At 37.9% G+C, this 24,127-nt stretch carries 24 protein-coding genes; 9 read left to right on the forward strand and 15 right to left on the reverse strand.

All coding sequences use genetic code 11. The annotated features are described in order from the left end of the window. The first annotated feature begins 96 nt into the window (after window positions 1-96). Window positions 97-1,707, forward strand: coding sequence for a replicative DNA helicase (gene dnaB, locus OK025_RS17155; protein ID WP_411567704.1), 1,611 nt, complete (start codon window positions 97-99; stop codon window positions 1,705-1,707). Window positions 1,708-1,831: 124 nt separating this feature from the next. Here the strand turns inward: dnaB and OK025_RS17160 are convergent, their stop codons facing one another. Further along, the gene (locus tag OK025_RS17160) at window positions 1,832-2,725 is read right to left on the reverse strand and encodes a DUF3078 domain-containing protein (protein ID WP_317665601.1); all 894 of its coding nucleotides are present in this window, start codon (window positions 2,723-2,725) and stop codon (window positions 1,832-1,834) included. 486 nt (window positions 2,726-3,211) lie between these two features. On the opposite strand from OK025_RS17160, the gene rlmH reads away from it, so the two are divergent. Further along, window positions 3,212-3,685, forward strand: coding sequence for a 23S rRNA (pseudouridine(1915)-N(3))-methyltransferase RlmH (gene rlmH, locus OK025_RS17165; RefSeq protein ID WP_317665603.1), 474 nt, complete (start codon window positions 3,212-3,214; stop codon window positions 3,683-3,685). A gap of 44 nt (window positions 3,686-3,729) precedes the next feature. Then, on the forward strand, window positions 3,730-3,858 hold the full coding sequence (locus tag OK025_RS17170; protein WP_317665605.1) for a hypothetical protein: 129 nt from the start codon (window positions 3,730-3,732) through the stop codon (window positions 3,856-3,858). 429 nt (window positions 3,859-4,287) lie between these two features. On the opposite strand, the gene OK025_RS17175 is transcribed toward OK025_RS17170, so the two are convergent. From OK025_RS17175 to OK025_RS17190, 4 genes are all read right to left on the reverse strand, one after another. Beyond that, window positions 4,288-5,541: a PQQ-dependent sugar dehydrogenase gene (locus OK025_RS17175; protein WP_317665607.1), complete on the reverse strand. Its 1,254-nt coding sequence runs from the start codon at window positions 5,539-5,541 to the stop codon at window positions 4,288-4,290. Between the two features lie 172 nt (window positions 5,542-5,713). After that, a complete protein-coding gene (locus tag OK025_RS17180) occupies window positions 5,714-5,959 on the reverse strand; it encodes a hypothetical protein (RefSeq protein WP_317665608.1) in 246 nt (81 codons plus the stop codon). 71 nt (window positions 5,960-6,030) lie between these two features. Beyond that, window positions 6,031-6,855: a glutamate racemase gene (gene murI, locus OK025_RS17185; protein WP_317665610.1), complete on the reverse strand. Its 825-nt coding sequence runs from the start codon at window positions 6,853-6,855 to the stop codon at window positions 6,031-6,033. A gap of 53 nt (window positions 6,856-6,908) precedes the next feature. Next, window positions 6,909-8,324, reverse strand: coding sequence for a glycoside hydrolase family 125 protein (locus OK025_RS17190; RefSeq protein WP_317665612.1), 1,416 nt, complete (start codon window positions 8,322-8,324; stop codon window positions 6,909-6,911). Between the two features lie 195 nt (window positions 8,325-8,519). On the opposite strand from OK025_RS17190, the gene OK025_RS17195 reads away from it, so the two are divergent. Then, the gene (locus OK025_RS17195; RefSeq protein WP_317665613.1) at window positions 8,520-10,193 is read left to right on the forward strand and encodes a gliding motility protein RemB; all 1,674 of its coding nucleotides are present in this window, start codon (window positions 8,520-8,522) and stop codon (window positions 10,191-10,193) included. A 266-nt stretch (window positions 10,194-10,459) separates the two neighbouring features. Then, entirely contained in the window at window positions 10,460-10,879 is a 420-nt protein-coding gene (aroQ, locus tag OK025_RS17200; protein ID WP_317665614.1) for a type II 3-dehydroquinate dehydratase, read from the forward strand. 89 nt (window positions 10,880-10,968) lie between these two features. Here the strand turns inward: aroQ and OK025_RS17205 are convergent, their stop codons facing one another. The 5 genes from OK025_RS17205 to OK025_RS17225 are packed head-to-tail and all read right to left on the reverse strand — an operon-like array spanning window position 10,969 to window position 14,669. Further along, window positions 10,969-11,943 carry a bifunctional riboflavin kinase/FAD synthetase gene (locus OK025_RS17205; protein ID WP_317665615.1) on the reverse strand — a complete coding sequence of 325 codons (975 nt, stop codon included), beginning with the start codon at window positions 11,941-11,943 and terminating at the stop codon, window positions 10,969-10,971. A gap of 55 nt (window positions 11,944-11,998) precedes the next feature. Then, window positions 11,999-12,721, reverse strand: coding sequence for a tRNA pseudouridine(55) synthase TruB (gene truB, locus OK025_RS17210; protein WP_317665617.1), 723 nt, complete (start codon window positions 12,719-12,721; stop codon window positions 11,999-12,001). Window positions 12,722-12,730: 9 nt separating this feature from the next. After that, the gene (locus tag OK025_RS17215; protein WP_317665618.1) at window positions 12,731-13,525 is read right to left on the reverse strand and encodes an undecaprenyl-diphosphate phosphatase; all 795 of its coding nucleotides are present in this window, start codon (window positions 13,523-13,525) and stop codon (window positions 12,731-12,733) included. Between the two features lie 22 nt (window positions 13,526-13,547). Continuing rightward, window positions 13,548-13,787, reverse strand: a complete 240-nt coding sequence (locus tag OK025_RS17220) for a DUF3098 domain-containing protein (protein ID WP_317665619.1) — start codon at window positions 13,785-13,787, stop codon at window positions 13,548-13,550. 3 nt (window positions 13,788-13,790) lie between these two features. Next, window positions 13,791-14,669, reverse strand: coding sequence for a cell division protein FtsX (locus OK025_RS17225; protein WP_046674489.1), 879 nt, complete (start codon window positions 14,667-14,669; stop codon window positions 13,791-13,793). A gap of 217 nt (window positions 14,670-14,886) precedes the next feature. Here OK025_RS17225 and leuS point away from each other — a divergent pair, with 217 nt between their 5' ends. After that, window positions 14,887-17,670 (forward strand): leucine--tRNA ligase, encoded by a 2,784-nt coding sequence (leuS, locus tag OK025_RS17230; RefSeq protein ID WP_317665620.1) that lies wholly within the window; start codon window positions 14,887-14,889, stop codon window positions 17,668-17,670. Window positions 17,671-17,724: 54 nt separating this feature from the next. On the opposite strand, the gene OK025_RS17235 is transcribed toward leuS, so the two are convergent. Then, window positions 17,725-18,006: a GNAT family N-acetyltransferase gene (locus OK025_RS17235; RefSeq protein ID WP_070565582.1), complete on the reverse strand. Its 282-nt coding sequence runs from the start codon at window positions 18,004-18,006 to the stop codon at window positions 17,725-17,727. Between the two features lie 370 nt (window positions 18,007-18,376). On the opposite strand from OK025_RS17235, the gene OK025_RS17240 reads away from it, so the two are divergent. Further along, a complete protein-coding gene (locus OK025_RS17240; protein WP_317665621.1) occupies window positions 18,377-18,802 on the forward strand; it encodes a cold-shock protein in 426 nt (141 codons plus the stop codon). 806 nt (window positions 18,803-19,608) lie between these two features. Here the strand turns inward: OK025_RS17240 and OK025_RS17245 are convergent. Then, the gene (locus tag OK025_RS17245; protein ID WP_317665622.1) at window positions 19,609-19,794 is read right to left on the reverse strand and encodes a hypothetical protein; all 186 of its coding nucleotides are present in this window, start codon (window positions 19,792-19,794) and stop codon (window positions 19,609-19,611) included. A 61-nt stretch (window positions 19,795-19,855) separates the two neighbouring features. On the opposite strand from OK025_RS17245, the gene OK025_RS17250 reads away from it, so the two are divergent. Beyond that, entirely contained in the window at window positions 19,856-20,437 is a 582-nt protein-coding gene (locus OK025_RS17250; RefSeq protein ID WP_317665623.1) for a TetR/AcrR family transcriptional regulator, read from the forward strand. Between the two features lie 34 nt (window positions 20,438-20,471). Here OK025_RS17250 and OK025_RS17255 read toward each other — a convergent pair whose 3' ends face one another. Together OK025_RS17255 and OK025_RS17260 are read right to left on the reverse strand one after the other, a co-directional pair. Further along, entirely contained in the window at window positions 20,472-21,317 is an 846-nt protein-coding gene (locus OK025_RS17255; protein WP_317665624.1) for a metallophosphoesterase, read from the reverse strand. Window positions 21,318-21,326: 9 nt separating this feature from the next. Beyond that, window positions 21,327-21,827, reverse strand: coding sequence for a GNAT family protein (locus OK025_RS17260; protein ID WP_317665626.1), 501 nt, complete (start codon window positions 21,825-21,827; stop codon window positions 21,327-21,329). Between the two features lie 115 nt (window positions 21,828-21,942). Between OK025_RS17260 and OK025_RS17265 the strand changes: the two genes are divergently transcribed. Then, window positions 21,943-22,422 (forward strand): SRPBCC family protein, encoded by a 480-nt coding sequence (locus tag OK025_RS17265; protein ID WP_317665628.1) that lies wholly within the window; start codon window positions 21,943-21,945, stop codon window positions 22,420-22,422. A gap of 160 nt (window positions 22,423-22,582) precedes the next feature. Here OK025_RS17265 and OK025_RS17270 read toward each other — a convergent pair whose 3' ends face one another. Then, the gene (locus OK025_RS17270) at window positions 22,583-23,185 is read right to left on the reverse strand and encodes a hypothetical protein (RefSeq protein ID WP_317665630.1); all 603 of its coding nucleotides are present in this window, start codon (window positions 23,183-23,185) and stop codon (window positions 22,583-22,585) included. Window positions 23,186-24,127 lie beyond the last annotated feature (942 nt).

The raw sequence follows: 24,127 nt of genomic DNA on the forward strand, positions 1-24,127 counted from the left end.
AACTCCGCATGGTGGTGAATTTTATTTTTTATACATTTGTTATCCTATCTAAAATTTATACGGATAGCAAAGCTATATTTCTGATATAATATCATGATGAACGACAGTAATTTTGAAGCGAATAACACGGATAATAACAAACGGGGTAATTATGGCGAACGTCGTACCAAATTAAATAATTTGGTGAGTGGTTTGGGTAAACTTCCGCCGCAGGCAGTGGATCTTGAGGAGGCTGTTTTGGGAGCTTTGATGCTTGAAAAGAATGCGCTGAGTGAAATTATTGATATTTTAAAAGCAGAATCGTTCTATAAGGAATCACATCAAAAGATCTTTGAAGCGATTTTTGGCCTTTTTCAAAAGACTTCTCCAATTGATATATTAACCGTTACCTCGGAACTTAGACGGATGGGGGCTCTTGAAATGGTTGGCGGTGCTTATTATATTACGCAATTGACAGATCGAGTGGTTTCGGCAGCTAATATTGAGTATCATGCACGTATTATTTCACAGAAATATATTCAGCGTGAGCTGATCAAGGTTTCTACGGAAATTATTAACAGTTCATATGATGAAACCTCAGATATCTTCGATCTGTTGGATCATGCCGAAAAAAGTTTGTTTGATATCGCGCAGAATAACTTGCGGAGAGATTCAAGAAAGATGGACGATATTATGCGTGAGGCGATCTCTAATCTTGAGATGCTGCGTGACCGCACAGATGGTCTGACAGGTGTGCCTTCGGGTTTGACTGCCTTGGATCGTATGACTTCAGGTTGGCAGCCTTCTGATCTGGTTATTATTGCAGCACGTCCAGCGATGGGAAAGACGGCATTCGTACTTTCCGTTGCACGTAATGCTGCAGTGGAACACGGAAAAGCAGTCGCCGTATTCTCTTTGGAGATGTCATCCGTTCAGCTTGTCAATCGTCTAATCGCCGGTGAAACCGAAATTGAGCAAGAGAAATTGAAAAAAGGAAATCTTGCTGATCATGAATGGCAACAATTACATTCGAGAATTGGCCGTTTAACCGATGCGCCTATTATTATTGATGATACGCCGGCGTTGAACGTGTTTGAATTTAGGGCTAAATGTAGACGGTTAAAGGCTCAATACGATATTCAAATGGTGATCGTCGATTACCTGCAGTTAATGCATGGAAAAGCTGAAGGTAAAGGTGGGGGGAACCGTGAACAAGAGATCGGTAGTATTTCCCGTGCTTTGAAATCTGTAGCTAAGGAGCTAAACATCCCCGTGCTGGCATTATCGCAGCTGAGTCGTGCTGTAGAGTCAAGACCAGGAAATAGTAAGCGTCCTATGTTGTCCGATTTGCGGGAGTCTGGTTCTATTGAGCAGGATGCGGATATGGTTCTTTTCTTATATAGACCCGAATATTATGGTTTGACAGAAGATGAAGAGGGGCGTCCTACTGCCGGTGTCGGTGAAGTTATTATTGCAAAACACCGTAATGGGGAGACCGGAATTGTTCCACTTCGTTTTGTGGGTAAATTTGTGAAGTTTGTGGATTTAGAAGATGAGTTTTCGGGTCTTGGTGGTGGAGATGGATTCGGTGATGCGCCGGCTACATTTTCTGCTTCTGCATTAAATCCGTCGCCAAACTTTGCTGATGATTTTAGTGCTGGGGGCTTCAGTGGGGGTATTACGATGCCATCCCGCATGAACGATATGCCTGATGATGCGCCATTTTAGCGATTAATTTTACATAAGTATTCCTAAATAACAGAAAAAACCGAATGATTAAATTCGGTTTTTTCGTTTACGGCGCCTAAGTAATTTATGTGGCTTATGAAGGCGTGTGCTATTTTTTTTACCTTTAAAATTTGTACGTCACACCCGCACCGACAATTTGCCTGATCTGTAAAGCTGAATTTCTCTTTCCAACTTCAACGTCATCTTTAATAATCGGAATAGCCGTATTGTCATCGTAGATCATCTGTACGCCTGCATTTACTGTAATAAACTTATTTACCTTCATAAAAAGATTGGCCGTATAGTCGATATCCACATTTTGAGGTTTATCTAAATAGTTTGAATAGAGTTTTAGTATATTTTCAAATGAAATGTTTTCCATTAGATTCACTTTGTAATAGGCGTCGAATGATGCTCCAAATTCAGTACGGGACTTGCTGCTTGGATCCAATCCATATCGTGTGGATAGGAGTGTATCACTTACGAATACAAACCGCACAGCGGCAGGAGAAAGATTAAATCGGAGGTTGTCGGATCGTTTATACGCAAAACCGGGGCCAAAGCTCAGGTATGCCGGAGCTAAAAATCTGGATATCCTTTTTTTAGGTGATGCGGTGTAATCATAACCATCGGCAAATTGTGTGTTAAAGTTTAGAAAAAAGGTATAAAGCCAATACTGAGATGCCTGATGTCCCAATAAGCTATTTAAAACTAATCGGTCATCATTTTTGCGCCAGTCCGACTCTTTTTGAAAGGTTAGCCCATAGGCCGCAAGGACCTTGTTGTCCCATGACCATTTGCCTTTTTTGTAATTGAAGTCGTAATTAAGAGTTAGGTTGCCGGAGAATGAATTTACCCCACCTGCAGCCCAATTAGAAAATGAACTTTGGTTGATCAGAAAGGTGTTTTCTCCTTTGATAATCCAGGTTTTGGAACTGTCTACTGCGGCTGTTTGGGCATAGGTTTCATATGCTATTAAACTTAAAGCAATAAGGATAATTGATTTTATTATTTTCATGTGTATACTTATTTTGTTTGCATTTCCATGTTATTATAAGCCAAATGAGCCAGCTAGTTTTACATCTTTTTAGACAACTAACGCAACGGCTTTATTTCTGCATGTTGAAGTTGTTGAAATATATTTCATTCCTATTGTCACATATAGTAAATGCGATCTGATCGATGCGCTTAAAACGAGGCTATTATCTATTTTCAGCGTGATATTTTAAGCGTGTACGAGAAAATAAATGTTTTATAACTAAACGAATAAATGAGGTTTATGTTTTTTTGTCCTTTTGATTGTGTTTATTTTAAATAAAATCAGAACTTTGTGCACTTTTGGGTTTGTTAGAATGGTAGCTCTTAACGTTAGAATAGCAGGCCTTAGGCAAAAGTTGGTGAACAGCCTTCGATAATGACAAGAAGCGAATAGAATTCATTATTTTGGATCGAACAAGTTTGCTTTAATTGGGGTATTGATGGCAAAAACTAATAAAATATTTCAATGAAAATAACATTACTTTGTATAGGTAAGACGGATGAGAAATACCTTATTGAAGGTATTGAAAAGTATATTAAGCGATTAAAGTTTTATGTGAACTTCAATATTGTCGTTATTCCCGACATCAAGAATGTCAAGAATCTTTCTGCCGAACAGCAAAAAGATAAAGAGGCTTTGCTGATTTTAAAACAGCTACAGCCACAAGATTTAGTTGTGCTGTTAGATGAACATGGAAAAGAATTTCGCTCGTTGGAGTTTTCTGCTTATTTAGAGAGAATGATGATACAAAGTGTTCAACACCTGGTGTTTATTATTGGTGGCCCTTATGGGTTTGACCAAAAAATTTACGATCGGGCGAAGTCAAAAATCTCTTTATCGAAGATGACGTTTTCGCACCAAATGATTCGTTTGTTTTTTACAGAACAGCTTTATCGTGCTTTTTCCATCATGAAGGGGGAACCTTATCATCACGAATAATATGGAAAAAAGTCCGTAACTTCATCATGAATAAAAACAAGCTTATGAATTTGCCCAACAAACGAGATTATCACTATAAAAGTGACGAAGGAGAGAAAAATAGCCAATTGAATAAATACATTATGATTGCTTGTATTATTATCGTAATCGTATTGGCCTATTTGTTCGCATAGTTTAATACCCTTCCATACGGATCGAGTAAAAGAAATAAATCTCTTACTTAATATCCGTATGGAGGATATCAGCAGATGATTTTAATAAATTTAATGAATTGTCTAAGCAAGAACGCTTAATTTTTGGGAGAAGATTGGCAGGTTTTGCGCGTTCTTTTTGGGGCGGTGTTGTTTACGAATCCCCAGTTGGTCATATAGAACGACAAGGGGTTAATTTCTAATAATTTTTTCATTTTTTCTTTTTTTACCATATAATAATTTATTGATTTGCTAGTAAATGATCAATAATCAAGCCAAACTATATTTTTGTCATATTCTAAAAGAAATATAGTAAATAAGGTCAACAAAAAATAGTTGAAAGTATGTTTTTTTAGGGCCAGACAAAAAAAACGCAGCTCGTTTGAGAGGAGCTGCGTTGAATCGATATATTTATTTTTTATCAATTTTATATAATTTTCCGATATCGGTGATAGCGTAAAGCGCGCCATCTTTGCCCTGTGTGATATCCCGGAACCGTTGTCCTTCATTACCTAGTAGACGTTCTTCTCCAACCACTTTATTATCCTTAAGTATGATTCTGGCAATGTGCATGCTGCTTAGACCACAAATAAAGAGATTATTCTTCCATTCAGGAATATTTTGTCCGGTATAGAAAGTAATTCCGCTAGGGGAGAGTACAGGATCCCAATAATAAACAGGTTGTTCCAGGCCGTCTTTTTGTTGTATGCCTTCACCAACCTTATCGCCTTTATATTCTATACCATACGTAATCGTCGGCCAGCCATAGTTCTTACCAGCTTCAATTCGGTTCAGCTCGTCGCCGCCCCGTGGACCAAATTCGGTTTCCCAAAGATCGCCAGTTTCAGGATGTAAGGCAAGTCCCTGTGGATTACGATGTCCATAACTGTAAATTTCCGGACGTGCATTTGCCTTGCCTATAAATGGATTCCCAGGGGCAGGCTGTCCATCAGTGGTGATACGTAAGATCTTGCCTAATGCTGCATTTAGATCCTGTGCCAATGGTCTTGTGACCAAATCAGATCTTTCACCCGTACTCAAAATAATATTTCCATCTTTATCAAAGATAATACGGCCACCATAATGCAGATTCCCTTTATGAGCAGGAGTAGCTTGGTAGATAACCTTAGCACCTTCTATCGATTTCTCGTCTGCAGACAGTTTTCCTTTCGCAACAGCGGTCAAAGTTCCAGCAGCGGTATTATCAGAGAAAACCCAATATATCATACGGTTTGACTCGAAGTTTGGATCAAGACGTAATCCCAAAAGCCCACCTTGTCCACTGCTATTGACTTGAGGTAAACCTTTAATTGGTTCACTTAATTTACCATCTGCCGTAGCAATGCGAAAATCACCTTCTTTTTCTGAGATTAATAATCGGCCATCCGGTAGCGCAGTTATACCCCAAGGGGATTTTAATCCCTCGGCAATTACTTTACCTTCGAACGGTGTGCTTGTCTTTGCACCATTAATTCTGGTTTGTCCAGGAAACGCTGGTTTATAATTCGTGTTTGCCTTTTGTGTTTCTACCGGAGGATAACTTGTTGTGTCAGTTGCAGCATTTGCACTGCTATCCGAACTTGAACTTGAATTTGCATGGTTGGAATTACATGCAGTTAATCCTAAAGATACTGTTAAGAGGCTTATTGTTAGTTTGGTTTTCATTATCTGTGACTTGTTTTTGGTCTGATTATCTGCTTGAAGATATCAAAAATTAATGAAATATTATTTTTCAGAATGTAATAATATGATTATACATATAACCAGTTAATACGTTAAAAGAGCAATGTTAGCGCTGTTGAATTGTTATGTTGAATCTGTAATTATATATAAGGTGTTACTTTTCTCCTAAACAGTTTTTTACGATCCGCTCGAGCTCAATATCCTTGTTTACATAATAATCACTTACATCTAGAATGGTGTTTGTGTTTAAATTGTAGATACACACAGGTACATAGTCGGGCTGAGCAGAGGTCTCGAAAGTCTTAAAATAATCTGCACTTTCCTGAATACTTGAAAATTCTTTGGATTCGCAATGCTGTGTCTCCTGATTATAAGCAATGGTTATAAAGTTCTTTTTCATTGTACTTGCCTTTTTATCAGAATAACGAAAATTAGGAAGTAAAAGTTTTAAAAATCATTGCCTTTTATTTTTTAAACACTGATGTGGCTTGCGGCTATCGGCTGTCCAAAAAATATCTTAGCTTTACTCTCAAAGTCTCTCGGATCATCTGTGGTATAAAAGGCCAGTTGGCCATTTTGCGAACAAATTGTTTCAATTTCTTGATGTCGGTCAAGATATTCTTTTAAGCTATTGGCTACAATAGGTCCCTGGGAGATGATCGTTATATTACTTGGTGTATATTTTTGGATTACCGGTAGCAACAACGGATAATGGGTGCAAGCAAGCACAATGGTATCGATCTGATCGGATTGCTGCAAAAGTTCCCGTAAGTCCTTTTCAACAAAATAATGAGCGCCCTCAGTATTGATCTCGTTGTTTTCTACCAGAGGGACCCAAAAAGGACAGTCATGTTGAAAAACCTCTATTTCTGGATTGAATTTGTGTATTTCTATTTTATAGGATTCGGATTTCACCGTTCCTGTAGTGGCTAAAATACCTATCTTGTTGGTTTTCGTGAAATTGTGTACGATTTCGGTAGTGGGTCTGATGACGCCAAGGACTTTCTTTCCAGGGGGAAGATCATGTTGTTGAATAGTCCTTAAGGCTTTTGCAGAGGCTGTATTACATGCCAGGATGACAAGATTACAACCTAGGTCAAATAATTTAAATACACATTGTTTGGTGTAATTATAAACGGTCTCAAAGGATCTTGTACCGTATGGAACACGGGCGTTATCGCCTAAATAGATATAATCGTATTGCGGTAAAAGTTGTTGAATTTCCTTAAATACGGAGAGTCCCCCATAACCGGAATCAAAAATACCAATCGGACCTGATTTTGATAGATTATCCATAACACAATGTTATAAGCTCCTGCACTTATAACATTGTGTTACAAGATTCAGAATTATTGAAGCAAAGATGGTTTCTCTTTATATATTTTCCAAATTAATTCGCCAAATAATGTATTTGTCCAAGCAAACCAATGCCTTGTGAATTTTTTAGGATCGTTTTTATGAAAAGACTCATGCATAAATCCAGTTCCACCATGCGTATTGACGAGCGTTTTAATGCAATTACGAATCTCATCATCATTTGTTGAGGTCTGCGCCCGCATAATAATGGACATCGGCCAGATCATATCTCTTCCTATGTGAGGTCCACCAATGCCTTCCGCTGCCGTTCCCTTAAAAAAGAATGGATTTTTATCAGACAAAACAAAGTTACGCGTACGTTGGTAAACTTCGTTATTTAGATCTACAGCCCCTAAATATGGTAGGGCCAACAAACTAGGGATATTTGCATCATCCATCATAAGATGGCTCGAAAAACCGTCTACCTCAAAAGCATATATCCGGCCCAGTGTCGGGTGGTCGATGATACCATATTTATTGACTGCTGCTTCGACCTCATTGGCAAGCGCTTCCATTTTTGCAGCGAGTTCATGTTCATTTTTAACTTTTTTCAAAATTTCGGCAGACTGTCTAAGGCTAACAATCGCAAATAAGTTGGATGGAATTAAAAATGAGAAAATAGTTGAATCGTCTGAAGGTCGAAAACTGGAGCAGATCAAACCAACTGGATTTACAGGATATCCGAAGCCGTCGACCTGTAATGTGTCGGATCCTCTGGAGGTTGTTCGCTCAAATTTATATGGGCCTAGGCTATCTTTACGTTGTTGCTCAACGAAAGTCTGATATATTTTATGTTGTGCTTCTAACCATTCTTCATTAAATGGACTGCTGTCATTTGTTTCTTTCCAATAATGATAAGCTAATCGAATTGGATAACACAATGAATCAATTTCCCATTTTCGTTCATGGATTCCAGGTTTCATATTTGTGTGATCATTGAACCATTCGCCTTTTTTTGTTGGATCGTTATAAAATGCATTGGCATAGGGATCAATATTGATGCATTTACTCTGTTTTTGGATTAAGCCAACAATAAGATCCTGAAGCTTTTTGTCCTTCTTCATAAAAGGGAGGTATGGCCATACCTGCGCACTACTGTCGCGCAACCACATCGCATCAATATCCCCTGTAATCACATAGGTATAATTTCTTCCGTTTTGGACATAAGGAAATACAGTCGTATCTAGGGTATTAGGAAAGCAGTTGTTAAATAACCAAGCCAATTCCTTATTTTTAACATTTTTCTGAAATTCTACAATGGCATCTTCGATTACCTTGCTCGAGAAAAGTCTTTTCTCTCTCGCTGTCCGTACAGTGGGAAAAGAATGTTCTTGAGCAAATGAAAATTTGCTTGTAAGTGCACCTGCGGTTAACAGGGTTGCGTTTTGGATAAATGTTCTGCGTTTCATGCTTATTAGGGCTATTTTTTATGATATAAGGTTATTTACTGATATGCAAGATATAAATATTTTTGAATAAAAGGAATAGCAAATACGATTTAGCATGATAAAATTGACTGAACATATGAATAAAGTCAATTTTATTCGGTTAATTTGCGTTTAGGAATGCATTTTGCTAGAAAAAATAATCTTTGAAATAATTTTATGAGGCTTAATATAACAAAAAATAATAATTTACTCCGAATTGTACTGGCAAGCATGGGAGTAGGTATTACCTTCGGAGGTTTTGCCCAGATTAAGAGTCAGCCCTATTCGTATCATTTTTATCAAAAAATGAACGATGCGGTTTATTCTACTGAAACGAGGATGCATACCTCTGCCAAACCATTCGTCATAAAAGACTCTTTATTGTTAGCCAAGTTTGATTCGATCCAATCCAATAAACCCGTTTCTTCATCCAATTGGTTTATGCGGAAGATTTTTAACGAACATCTTGTGCAGGTTGAGAAAGACGACTACACATTCTATGCTGATTTTTTACCGGATCTTTATATTGGAAAGGACATGTTAGGCGACAAACGTCGAACATGGATGAATAGTCGGGGATTTCAGGTGGGATTGAATGTGGGGAATAAATTTACATTCAATACTTCTGCTTTTGAAAGTCAAGCCGTCTTTCCCAAATATCTGGATGATTATATTGTTGCGCACAAAGTTATTCCCGGGCAAGGAAATACAAAATTTCAGTCCAAGAATAAAATGGACTGGATGTATGCGACAGCCAGTATGACTTATGATGCGCATAAGTATATTCAGGCAACTTTGGCCTATGACAAAAACTTTATTGGGGATGGGTATCGATCGATGCTTTTATCGGACTTTTCCTCAAACTATGCGCATTTGAAATTGACTGGGACCATAGGGAATGTTCAATATACTTCGATTTGGGCCTATATGAATGATCCGACGCATCCTAGACAGGATTTGACCGGTACAATACCTATGGAAGGGCAGAATAATACGCGTTTAGGAGACGGAAAGAAATGGGGAGCTTTTCAATATCTTGATTGGAATGTTACCAATAAATTATCTGTTGGTTTCTTCCAGTCTGTGGTCTGGGCAGCTCAAGATGAAGGCGGAAAAAGAGGTTTTGATTTTAGTTATATAAGTCCAATTATTTTTATACGACCTGTTGAAAGTAATAATCGTACTTCGCCTGATAAAATGTTTTTAGGGTTGACCTCTAAATATAAATTACCTTATAGATTGACTGCCTACGGACAGTTTTTACTGGGTGAATTTACAGCGAAAGAGTTCTTTGCTGGGAATGGATATGCGCACAACAAATGGGGAGCCCAACTTGGTGTAAGAGGATATGATGTGTTTGGCGTTAAGAACTTGAATTTTCTTGCCGAGTATAATACCGCTAGGCCGTATACCTATGCGCACTTTAAATCGTATTCAAACTATAGCAACAATGCCGAACCATTGGCTCATCCAAAAGGGGCAAACTTTAGAGAGCTTGTTGGTCTTGTGAATTATGCATGGGATAGATGGGATTTCTCCTTACAGGGGATGTTTACCCAAAACGGACTTGATCTACCTGATGGAAGTAATATGGGGGGGGATATTTTCCAATCCTATAATACAATACCAAATTTATATGGAAACCATATTGCGCAAGGAATAAAGAACAATATCTATTATGCGGATGCTAAGGCTGCCTATGTGCTTAACCCCAAGTATAACCTTCGCTTAGAACTTGGTTATACCCAACGTTACGCAAAAGCACAATATGAAACACCGGTAGTCAATAAGTCTGGCGTTGTTTCATTTGGACTTCGCTCAAGTTTCCGGGCAATTTATAACGATTTATAGAAATGATATAAATCGAACTATATTTGAAATAGGACAAACTATATTGATTCGACTATAGGATCAATATAGTTTGTTTTTAAAACCATGTCTCAGGAAAAATGGACAACATAAGGGAGAAAGCTTTGATACAGTCGACATAAAATATCCGATGGTTGACGATCCCTTATTATGATTTGTTACGGCTTAAAAACGATCTATTTAAACAGAAAATGGTATGGGTTCGCTCCGGTTAGCCAATGGACCAGTACAAAAGTAATTATATTTCAATGAAAAAAATCCTCATTCTGAATGGCCCAAATTTGAATTTGTTGGGTGTAAGAGAGAAATCTATTTATGGTAGCCAAGATTTTCTTAGCTATTTTGAAGAGCTTAAACAACAGTTTGAAACGGTGCAATTGCACTATTTTCAAAGCAATTCAGAGGGGGGGGTAATTGATAAGATCCATGAAGTTGGTTTTGAATTTGACGGAATTGTGTTGAATGCCGGTGCGTATACACATACTTCTGTTGCTATTGGAGATGCAATTGCGGCAGTTACAACGCCTGTTATTGAAGTTCATATTAGCAATGTCCATCAAAGAGAAGAATTTCGCCATCATTCATTTCTGGCAAAGAATTGTAAAGGGGTGATCTGTGGTTTCGGTTTGGATAGCTACAGATTGGGTATCGAGGCGTTTATTAAATAATATCTTCTTTTGCAAGGAAGAGAAAAAATAGCTATAAAATAAAAAAGCGGGAATTCCCGCTTTTTTATTTTATAGCTAACAGACTTGTTCTAACAAATAAGACTTCTGATTTCGACTTCGTCTGCTTTGATCTGAGCTTTCATTTCTTCAAGCGAGTCAAACCGTTCATCATGTCGGATAAAATGAAGGAACTTGACACGTAGTGTCTTGCCATAGATATCCTGATCGAAATCGAAAAGGCTGATTTCAATAGCACGATTCATCCCATCAACAGTGGGTCTGGTCCCTATATAACCCATACCTTTCGCAATTGAAACCGGACTTTCCTCTTTATATTCCCCTGTAGTGATGTTTTGGATATGATTATAGATATATACCTCAACAGCATAGATACCATAGGCCGGTATGAGTTTATGAGGTTCGTGAACCTGCAGGTTTGCTGTTGGAAATCCGATTGTACGCCCAATTTGGTCGCCTCTAATAACAGTTCCCGTTAATTCGAACGGATAGCCTAAATAGAGATTAGCCGTTCTTATATCGCCCTTTATAAGCGCTTCACGTACTCGTGTGGAGGATACCGCAATATCGTTGATATCCTGCTCCGGAATTTCGTCAACACTGTAGTCAAATATAGATGCAAATTGGTCTAAATCGCCCATAGTACCCTTTCGGTCTTTTCCAAAATGGTGATCATAACCTATCACAATCTTTTTTGTACCCAATTTGCCTACAAGAACATTACTAATGTATTCTTCCGGAGTCTGATTTGAAAAATCACGGGAAAAAGGAATGATAATTAAGTGGTCAATTCCCACTTTGCTTAATTGACTGACCTTTTCTTCGATATCGTTGATTAGGCGTAAACTATCATCATCTGGATTGATAATCAATCGTGGATGTGGGAAAAAAGTAAGCAAAATTGTCTCACCATTAATTTTATGAGCTGCTTCTTTTAAGTGAGCCAATATTTTTTGATGGCCAATATGAACACCATCGAAAGTACCGATGGTTACAACTGCATTTTCAACTGGTGAGAAATCATCTAAACTTCTGTAGATTTTCATTTATAGGAGTTTTTGCAAAAATAAGATAAAGAATCAATAAAATGGGAGGGTAAAGTTATTTAATGATTTCTTTATGACGTTTTATTTCAGCGATAAGTTGTTCAAGATTCCAGGCATTTTCTACCGAATAATCTCCACTTTTGGTGCGTCTCAAAGAACTCAGATGTGATCCACTCTGTAAGAATTTTCCAAAGTCATAGGCCAGTGATCTAATGTAAGTTCCTTTCGAGCAGGATATGCGAAAATACACATTAGGAAGCTCGATCTTTTCAATGAGAAAGCTATTGATGCGTACCTGGCGGGATTTTATTTCAACCTCTTCGCCACGACGGGCCTTTTCATAGACACGTTCACCATTAATTTTTATGGCTGAATGGGCTGGGGGAAATTGCTGAATATCGCCTTCAAAGGATTTTGCTGCTTCGAAGATCATTTCCTCTGTGATGTGATCAATTGAAAAGGTTTGGTCAATTTCTGTTTCCAGATCGTAAGAAGGCGTTGTCGCTCCTAATGTGATCGAACCTGTATATTCTTTGTCTTCAGCTTGGTAGCTGTCTATTTTCTTTGTTAGTTTTCCGGTACATACAATCAGTAGACCTGTTGCCAGTGGATCTAAAGTGCCTGCATGACCGACTTTTAATTTTAATGGCTTGATTGAGTTTCTAACTTTACCAACAACGTCAAAACTTGTCCATGTTAAAGGTTTATCGATCAACAACATTTCTCCTTCAACAAAGTTGAACTTTGCTGGGTTTTCACTAACCTCTATATTTTCCATCCGAAGATTTTAGATAATTTGTAAACTATGGCCCGAAAGTAGGAGGGCAAGAATAATAACACCAACGATGATTCGGTACCAACCAAATGCTTTAAAACCATATTTGGTCAAAAAGCCAATAAAAGACTTAATGGCTACAATTGCAACAACGAAACCAATTAGATTTCCAATAATAAGCAAATTAAGTTCTTCTCCTGTGAAGGTGTTACCTTCTTTAAAAAACTTTAAAAGCTTTACTGCAGAAGCACCAAACATCATAGGCAAAGCAAGGAAAAAGGAAAATTCCGCAGCAGCTTTACGGGTTAGTTTCTCGGCCATACCGCCAATAATTGTACTTGCGGATCTTGAGGTACCCGGGATTAATGCAAGACATTGATATACCCCGATCATAAAAGCTTGTTTGTAGGAAACCTTGTCCGAATCTTCAACAGTTGGTTTGTTAAACCACTTGTCGACAAAAAGTAAAACTACACCCCCGATCACCAACATAACCGCGACCATTAAGGGACTTTCTAATAATGCATCGATATAATCGTTGAATAGTAAGCCCAACACAGAGGCCGGAATCGCCGCAATAACCAATTTGTAATAAAATGAAAGCGTTTTAAAAAAACGTTTGTAGTATAATACCAGAACGGATAATATGGTGCCTAACTGGATCACAATTGTAAACAATTTGACAAATGCTGATGGCTGAATACCCATTAAGGCAGTAGCAATGATCATATGACCTGTCGAAGATACAGGCAAAAACTCCGTTAATCCTTCAATGATAGCAAGGATGATAGCTTCAATAATAGACATCTGTTTGAAATAAGATTATGCTTTAGTTGGATTTGTTTTTGGGGCGGTATAGTATTGCAGCGAATCCTAACGCAAACCCGAGAACAACAACAATAGGAGCCAAGGTAATCTTGGTAAAACTATAGATATCAGTTTCACCGGACATCAATGTAAAGCCTATGATTACAACAGCCAAGCTAGCTATGAACAGTTGGTAGTTTACTTTGGAGAATACAAATGAACCTTTGTTGACTGATTCAGTAGATTTCTTTATTTGAGCCATTTTTTATCTGTATAAATCGTTAGATTGTGCCTTTAAATATTTTGTTACAGCGAAGTAGGTACTAAGTCCAGAAATGAGGATCCCAATCAGAATTACCCCTAAAAAGATCACTGCAAATTCAAACCAGTTGCGTAAAAAGACCAGTTCTGGTATTTGCTGTTGTGCAAATTTCAGCGTTAAAATGAGGAGTAAAATCGCGATCAAAGATCCCAGTAAACCATGAATGATACCATACGTTATAAATGGTTTACGAATAAAGTTTTTAGTAGCCCCAATCAATTGCATGCTTTTGATTAAGAAACGTTGTGAATAGATTGCAAGACGTATCGTATTGTTGATTAAAGCTACGGCGATAATCAATAGGATAACCGCAAAAGCAAGAACAATCATTCCGATGATGCGTACGTTTTTGTTGACCATGTCAATTAGTGACTCTTGGTATACAACTTCTTTAATTTTATTGTTTTTGGAGATCTTTTCAATAAAAGTTTTAATGCTATCTGTATTGGCATAATTCTCTTTCATATAAACATCCAAAGAAGGTAGAAGAGGGTTATGCCCTAGGTATTGTACGAAATCCTCGCCAAGATCTTCTTTTAAGTTTTTTGCAGCCAATTCCTTACTGATATATTCGGTACGGAGCACGTAGGGATCTTTTTCCAGGTCTTTTTGTAGAGAAAGGACATCACCTTCACTTGTGCCATCATTTACGATGACATTTAAGACGATATTTTCCTTAACGTATTTCGAAAGATTTTTAGCGTGCACCAAGAGTAATCCCAACATACCTGTTACCAGCAACACGAGAGCGATACTGATAACCGTAGATACATATACAGATTTTGTTTTTCTTTTTTGTGTGCTTAATTCGTATTCTGACATAATAAGCAAAAATTTATTTGCGAAAGTAACTATTTGAGTGGAAGATTTCGAATTAATCTTGTAATTACTTTGATAAAATCAATTCGAAGGCTATTTTCTTCCTTTGTTTAATTAACTTTTCAATACTATAATTTATTGTTCAAACTACAAAACTTTTATCACATTTCAGTATTAAAATCGTAATTTCGCAAGTCATAAAAATTCCTTACGAATAAAAATGGAGTATAATCACAAATCATTAGAGAAAAAGTGGCAGAAGTTTTGGGCTGATCATCAAACATATAAAACGTCCGATACGCATCAAAAGCCAAAATACTATGTATTGGATATGTTTCCTTATCCTTCCGGAGCGGGGCTGCATGTTGGTCACCCGCTGGGATATATTGCTTCGGACATCTTTTCAAGATATAAACGTTTGAAAGGTTTCAATGTATTGCATCCGATGGGATATGATTCTTTTGGACTTCCTGCAGAGCAATATGCCATTCAAACTGGTCAGCATCCTGCTGTGACGACTGAGGTAAATATCAATCGGTATCGTGAGCAAATGGATAACATTGGGTTCTCTTATGATTGGAGTAGAGAAGTACGTACTTCCGATCCGTCATATTACAAATGGACACAATGGATTTTTATGAGATTGTTTGATTCTTGGTATAATAAGGAATCAGATAAAGCTGAACCGATCGAAACGTTAATCGCGAGGTTTGTTGTAAGTGGTTCAACTGGCATTTTAGCAGTTTCGGATGAAGATGTCCTGGAATTCAGCGCTGACGAATGGAAATCTTTTGATGAAGAAAAACAACAACGGGAATTGTTGAAATATCGGATTGCTTATTTGCGTGAAAGTACAGTAAACTGGTGTGCTGCTTTAGGTACAGTATTAGCGAATGACGAGGTCATCAACGGTGTCTCTGAGCGTGGTGGTTATCCTGTGGAGCAAAAGAAGATGATGCAGTGGTCTATGCGTATTACTGCTTACGCAGATCGTTTATTGAAAGGTTTGGATACCATTGATTGGCCAGAACCTTTGGTTGAAATGCAACGTAACTGGATCGGGAAATCGGTAGGTGCCTCGGTGAAATTTCCCGTACCACAATTAAATACAGCAATTGAAGTGTTTACGACGCGTGTAGATACGATATATGGTGTTTCTTTTGTCGTTTTGGCTCCAGAACATGAATTGGTTGCAGCATTGACTACCCCTGAGCAGCAAACAGAAGTAGACGCCTATATCGAGAAAACTTCGAAAAAATCTGAATTGGATCGTATGGCCGATACAAAAACAGTATCTGGTGCTTTTACGGGTTCTTACGCGAAACATCCAATTTCTGGACAGGATGTACAGATTTGGATCGCAGATTATGTACTTGCTGGTTATGGTACAGGTGCTGTAATGGCTGTGCCAAGTGGTGATCAACGTGACTATGTGTTTGCTAAACATTTCGCTCTTCCTATTATTCCTATTTCGGATACTCAAAATATTGAAGAAGAAGCTGATCCAAATAAAGATGGAAAATACATCAATTCCGATTTTATCAATGGTATGACTTACCAAGAGGCGGTCCCTGCTTTGATTGCTAAATTGGAAGAATTAAAATTAGGTAAAGCGAAAATAAACTTCCGTATGCGTGATGCTATTTTTGGGCGTCAGCGTTATTGGGGAGAACCCGTTCCTGTCTACTTTAAAAATGGATTACCTTATTTAATTAAAGAAGAAGAATTACCGCTCTTATTGCCCGAAGTTGATAAATATTTACCAACGGAATCGGGTGAACCTCCTTTAGGAAGGGCCAAAGATTGGAAATATGAAGATCAGTACGAGTATGAACTGAGCACGATGCCAGGATGGGCGGGCTCTTCATGGTATTGGTTTAGGTATATGGATCCGAAAAATGAAGGTAATTTTGCGTCTAAAGAGGCTGTGGATTATTGGAAAGCGGTGGATTTATATATCGGTGGTTCTGAGCATGCTACTGGGCACTTGTTGTATTCGCGTTTTTGGAACAAGTTCTTGAAAGATCTGGGGTATCAAAATGAGGAAGAGCCATTCCGCAAATTGATTAATCAAGGTATGATTCAAGGGCGCTCTAATTTTGTGTATCGTGTACTCGATGACGAAGGGAGAGGTACAAATCAATTTGTGTCTTATGGATTAAGAAATGAATACAAAACTATTCCTTTACATGTAGACGTGAATATTGTTCATAATGATGTACTGGATTTGGAAAAATTCAAAAATTTCAGACCGGACTTTGCAAATGCTGAATTTGTATTGGAAAATGGGAAGTATATCTGCGGTAGTGAGGTGGAGAAAATGTCGAAATCCAAATTCAATGTGGTCAATCCTGATGATATTATCGAATCCTATGGAGCAGATACATTGCGTCTATACGAAATGTTTTTAGGGCCTTTGGAGCAGGCTAAGCCTTGGAATACAAATGGTATTGAAGGGGTTTATAAGTTTTTACGTAAAGTATGGCGACTGTTCCACGATGCTGAAGGTAATTTCAGTGTTTCCGATGAAGATCCATCCAAAGCAGAGTTTAAAGCCTTACATAAAATTATCAAAAAGGTGGAAGATGATATTGAGCGTTTCTCATTCAATACTTCTGTTTCAGCCTTTATGATCTGTGTCAATGAATTGACTGAGTTGAAATGCAATAAAAGACAGATATTGGAACAGCTCGTCGTTATCCTTCAGCCTTATGCTCCACATATTACGGAAGAGTTGTGGGCGCTGTTGGGTAAAGAAGCTGGTACACTTTCTTACGCTTCATATCCTGTGTTCAAAGCAGAATATTTGGTTGAATCTGAATTTGCATATCCCGTATCTTTCAATGGAAAGATGAAATTCAATCTATCACTAGCGCTTGATTTAGATCAAAAAGCTGTAGAAGATACGATTAGAGCACATGCTGATGTACAACGGCATTTAGATGGGAAGGCGATCAAAAAGATTATTTTTGTCAAAGGAAAGATAATCAATATTGTCATTTAACCCACTCAATTAAGTATAAAAAAGCCGTTTTATCAACAGGATAAAACGGCTTTTTTATGCCAATACATCTTGAAAAGCTATTGTTTTATCAAAGATAGCTTTCGCATAGGGACAATTTGGGATAATTTTGGCGTCATTCTTTCGGGCATAGTCAACAGCCTCCAGTACCAATTTTTTTCCCACACTCATTCCCTGATACTCATCGTAGACTTCTGTATGATCAATGGAAAACTCATGATCGTTTTGCCAGGTATACTCTAAAATTCCGGCTTCATTATTTTCAACTTCTGCAATAAAATTGCCTCTCTCGTCCCTTTCGATGTTTCTTATTTCCATAGTTTTTTTTAAAAATAACGTCCAAATGATCTTTTTGTTTTATGGAATTTTTCAATTTTGTGATCGAAATAAATCTTGTTTAAAAAGTTGAAAGATCGGTGGGCGTCAGACGACTGATTGTTGTCAGCCCCATTGTAGGCGACTAGGTTTAAACAATAACTTATGAACCGGATGTGGGCTGTTTAAAATCAAAGGAACGAATCGGTTCCAGATTAAGATCTCTTGGTACAGGATCGCTCACTATCCCTTTTTTAAAGAATTTTTTGTACCTTTGCAATTATCTCCTTAGAACACATCGCATTTTTATCTTTTCAACGAAGCTCTAAAGGTCCGTAACCTCCTCGGGAACATTTATTTTAATCCATATTGAATGAGCAAAAGCCAAATTACATTTAACAAAAAAGAACGAGAAAAAAAGAAACTACTCAAAAAACAACAAAAAATTGAGAAAAAAGAATTCAACAAAACAAACAACGACAAGGGGAAATCTTTGGAAGAATTGTTTGCTTATGTTGATGAACATGGGAATATTTCAGACAGACCTGCGATAAAATTGAAAGAAGGGGAGAGTCCAAGCATGGCCTCAAATCATCATGACGAGTATTCCTTCGGAAAAGTTGTCCATTACAATAACGACTCCAACTATGGGTTTATTAGAGACAACGAAACTCAGCAATCTATTTATTTCAATGACCGTCTTGCTGGACATAAATTGAACCTGAATCAGAAAGTGAAGTTTAAATTTAAAAGTGCTAAACAAGGAGCTCAAGTCACTGAAGTCTTGATCGAGTATTAGCTAAAAAAGTACTCTTAATCGAGTATTGATGATTATAAGGCCTTTTGTTTGATGTCAGGGTATTTGGAGTCAAACAAAGGTTTTTTACATTTATCTGAATGCCTGCTTTTCCGTTAATGGCATTCTTTAAAAGAGAGGCTTTCCGCAGTTTTAGCTTTTAAATCGCTTCATTAATCGCTCGCTTCAGAGCGAAAAGAGTTTTCCCTACCGGTATAATTTCACGATTACCTTTATAGAAAAAGTTCAATTTTTAGAATTCCCCTTTATTTTGAATATGTCGCTGATCTAATTTTGATGTGATGTGTATACTTTTTATATGGTCCTTCTGGGCTTACCCTTGTAGTTTTGTGATATTTTGCCTTAAATGCTGTTGGTTCTAAGTTATCTTTTAAGAATTTATGAGGTAAATATCTGCTTATTGTTCCTCTCTTGTATAAGTTGATGATTTTTTTTGATATAGAAGGGTTGATGGAAACAGAAATAAAATAATCCTCCAGCAAAGTAAGCTACGACGTCAGCAATATCTCCAGTATTATACGTGGTATATTGAGGCATGATCCATTCAAAAAGTAAGGAGGTAAAGAATGAAATTATCCAGATTTGGTAAAGCGGATAACCATGGGCTCTGCCATTGTTGAATACATGACTACCCACGATAGATGAACAATGGATAATGATCGGTACAAAAACGAAATCAGTCAGCCAGTCGTTCAGGAAGGGGATAGGGAAATGATTAGCCCGAGTAAATCGAATAAAGAACCAACAAAACCAGTAGAAGATGAATAAGCCGTCAAACAGCTCCCTGCTTAATGAGCGAAGGAGACGGCGATTAACATTGCTATAGCACCACATGCCATTAAAGTTAAAAACATAAAGAAAGCAGTCTGTTTACCGAATTTCTTCCAAGAACTGTCGTTTGGATGAGCTGGGATTAAAGTTTGTTTTAATTCGAAGTATTGCCTTTTAAGCCAATTTCCCGTTGATTTTTCCATGTATATAATCTTATTTTTAGTTCATGATGCAAAATTAGAACATTTGTTCTAATTTTGCATCATGAATACGAAAGAAAAAATTATTGTGGGTGCGTTGAAGCTTTATAATCGTGATGGTATACGTACGGTAACAACGCGTCAAATTGCTCAGGAACTGAATATAAGTGCCGGTAATCTTCATTATCATTTTAAACATACCGAGGATATTATTTTTCAACTTTTCCAATTATTGCAAAATGAGTATGAAAAGATGATTTTGAAGCCTGAAGATGATGCAAGCACATTTCGCCAGGTGCTGGATAGTTTTATTGATGGCTCTTATGCGCTGATATCGAAATACAGGTTTATTTTTGAGAATTTTGTTGAAATTTGCAACTGGATCCCCAGTATTGCAGAAGCTTACAGAAATTTGGTGGCACAGCGTGAAGAGCAACTTGTCTCTCTATTTTTGTATTACGCTGAGTTAGGCATGTTTCGTTCTGATATACCCTTGGTAAATTTACAGGCGTTCGTGCGCCAACTTTTTATCATTTCAGATTTTTGGAGCTCAAGCTATGCTGTTTTGGGTGCATACCAAAACGGAAATCCACTGGAAGATTATAGACAGACGATTCATACGGCCTTTTATCCATATCTTGTTTAAAGGAACGGGGCAAATTGAATCGCTCCTTGGATTGTTATTCTTTCCTTAATGTGAAAATGGTAACCTCGGGTCGCGCGTTGAATCTGATGGGAATGCTGTGTCCCAGTCCGCGGTTGATATATAATGTTCTGTCTCCGCTTATTTTCTTGATTCCTTGATCGTAGTTTTTATTTTTGACGGGAATAATCGGGGAGCCCCAAAAAGGAATTCTTACTTGGCCAGCATGTGTGTGTCCTGCCAGGATCCAGCCATTGTATCTATTCCAGCCGTCGAGGTCTGCGGCATCCGGATTATGACATAATACTAAACTGGCTTGAGATTGATCGTAGTCTTTCATGGCCTTTATAAGGTCAAAGTTTGTTCCCCAAAAGTCATCTATACCGAATATTCTTAACCCCTGGGTTATTACGCTTTCATTTCTCAATACTTTTATCGAATATCCATGGAGTAGGCTAACGATTGAATCTGCTGCCGCACTGTCCTGAAAATTTTTTCCATAGTCATGATTGCCTAGAATTGCCAATGTTTGAAGTTTGCCTTTTGGGGCATCTTGCATGACTTCATTGAGTTGTTCTAAGCGGATTTTATTGTTAACAAGACGTACAAAATCGCCGGTGTATACCACGATATCGGGCTTTAATGCTCCGATTTCCCGAAAGGTTCTTTTTATAAAATCTTTATCCACATAGTTGCCGATATGGATGTCCGAAATTTGGATCAACGACTTTCCTTCCAATGCTTCTGGTAAATGTTTTACAGTTAGATTGACCTGCTCGTATTTTACCCAATGTGGCTCGATTTTCCAGCTGTAAAAACCGAGCAATGCACCCAATACGAATAAGCATATTGCTATATGCTTTAATTTTCGCTTATTTTTCATAGCGCTAAATTAACTTTTCCAGTCAGATTTGCTAATCTTCATATTGAGACTTTTCCAGGTTTCGTTGCCAATTGTTACTTCCGAAATCATATTTTCGTTAATTCGAAAACCTACGGCTTCATAACATCGGATTGCATTGTGATTCCAGTCATAAACGTTTAAATCGGCTATTTCATAATTGCCTTCAGTAAAAAGCAGCTTGAGTAGTTCGTTTACCGTGCTTCTGCCATAACCTTTATTTCGTTCGGAGCTTTTTGCAATTAGGATGCGGCAAAGTCTTGGAATGTCCCGTTCGAAGCTTAATTCGCAGTGGCCGATTATTTCTTTGGTTGCCGTATCGATTATTTTAAAGGCGTTTCGCTTTGGGTCTTGAATGTATTTTTCAAGTTGGTTATCAGTAAGCGGAAACGAAAAATACGGTCCTGCAAACTGTAATAGTTCCTCTGCTGATCGAATCCATGACTTAAAAAGCGGGAAATCTGATTTTTCGAATTGAAGTAGTGTTATCATGATTATTGTCTATTTGCCATGCGAACGGCAGATCAATTTAGAAAATTCTCGTGTCTGATCCTAAGGAAATTACTGAATTTTACGAAATTCGTGCGAAATATATTGAAAGAGTAATATGCCGCAGCTTATTTTAGATACAATTATAGAAGCTCCTTTATCGGTTGTTTTTGATTTGGCACGTAGTATTGATCTGCATATGTATTCGACAAAGAAAACTGGAGAGAAGGCAATTGATGGGGTGACAATGGGATTAATCGAGGCGGGGCGGCAGGTGCGCTGGCGCGCAAGGCATCTTGGAGTAAAGCAAACATTGACTGTGCAGATAACAGCGATGGAAAAACCTCATTTTTTCGAAGATCGAATGACTCAGGGAGTGTTTCATTCGATGGATCACCAGCATATTTTCAAGGAACTGGAACATGGCAAAGTATTAATGCGCGATGTGTTCAATTTTAAGGCTCCGCTCGGGGTTCTGGGGAGGCTTGCGGAACGGCTATTTTTAACCCGATACATGCTGCGCTTTCTTGAAGAAAGAAATCTGGTGATCAAAGAAGTTGCTGAGTCGGGTAAATACCGGTTGTATCTTCCAGTCTAGTTTCCTTCGGAAATAAGCGATAGGTTGTAGGTGTCGACTTTCAATTTTCGCGAGAAAAATTGGGGTAAATTTTTCAACTAGATCACATTTAGCAGTTCAATAAGCGATGATGTTGGGATGCTCCACTTTTTCGCTGAATTATCTGAAAACTCGTATGTGTTTAATGGTTTCTAGCAACAACAACTATCGTTGGATTTTCTTTCCGAAGTTGCTCCTGTAAGAAATCAAAAGCTCCTTTCTGATTCATGGTGACCTGATAGATTTTGTTGAATTCATTATAGAAATAGATGCGATAGCTGTTGGGCCCCCGGTAGTTTCTGATGATTTTTGTTTCAATGCGATGAATTTGACTAATTGGGATCTGTTTGTTTCCAATGAATGGGAAAAATAAAATTTCATTTTCACAAAAAAGATATGGGGCGATAGCTGAAAAGATGCGGACCAACCGTCTGCTATATTGCTGGTAGATGTCAAGATCGTCGTCGTTTAGTTGTTGCAGTGCATGGATGAATTTTTGGTTTTTAATGTAAGCTATCCAACTCAACAGGCCGAACGCAAAACCTAGATAAACGAAAAGAAAGGATAGGGTAGGGAGTGATTTTGAAAAAAACGACAGCCTGTCTTCACTGTCCGACCATTTCTGAAAAAAAGCCACCAGAAAAAATCCGTAACAAAAAACGAACATCGCGAGGAAGATGCCAATGATCACATTGCGGGTTTTCCTGATTTTTACAAGTTCTGTTTTTAAAAATGATCTCAACATAGAGGGGTCGTTACGCATGGTTTGTTTGGAAAACTTAAATATAATAAAAGCGTTTGTTTTGTTCAGTGTGAATTTGATTTTAATGGATTTGGGTAGTCTTGGTTGTAATGTTTTACTTGAGGTTATTCTGTTTATTTAGCTGTATTAAATCTTCTTATTGTTTATTTTGTTGTTTTTTGACGCTGTTGAGTATACCGAATGGGGGTATCTGACTCATCAAATTCGGGTGGAGTCCCGATCCTGTAAATGTTGTTTTAAGCTCGTTTGTGCCTCTCTTTTTCCTGAGCGACCTGCCCTGCTCAACTCGGAGATGATGTCTTAAATTGATTAAAAGAGGGCCAGAGTTAAGTCGGGTGATTTGGATGGTTGGGCTCGGTCGCCGCAGATCGATTCCGGTGGGAGTTGTGTGTCTATGTAGCGGACAAGTTTTTTAGATCATCCTATAATTTTGCTGAAATGTTGTTATTAATCGTTCTAAGCAATTTTATGCAAATTGTGAGTAGATGAGCGATTGCGGAGAGATGTTGCCTCAGATCGGATTAAAATGGTGTTAAATCCGGTGTTTACTTGTACTTAATGAAGTGGTCTTTACGGATAGACTTGCTTTGGATGTCGAAACGTTTCGCATGATGTTGGGAGAAGCACTAGAAAAATGTAGTAACGTACATGTACGCGCTCTGCTGCATGGGTGCTCTTTTGGGTGGGTGGCCATCTTTAATGGCGGAAACTGTGACCCATGTCATTTTTCAAGTCATTCAATTTTTCGAACTGTGCAATACACGTGAAGAATTAAAGATTGTCGCCTCTTGTATTTTTTTTGTCCGGCACTGGAGGGAATGCCCCCTTTCGCGTTATCCGTGAATAGCAGAAAAGGTGTGGATAAAATTTTATCCACACCTTTTCTGCTATAAAAACAAAGCTTTTTAAATCGTTTTACATGTG

This window comes from Sphingobacterium sp. UGAL515B_05 (assembly GCF_033097525.1).
Lineage (GTDB): Bacteria > Bacteroidota > Bacteroidia > Sphingobacteriales > Sphingobacteriaceae > Sphingobacterium.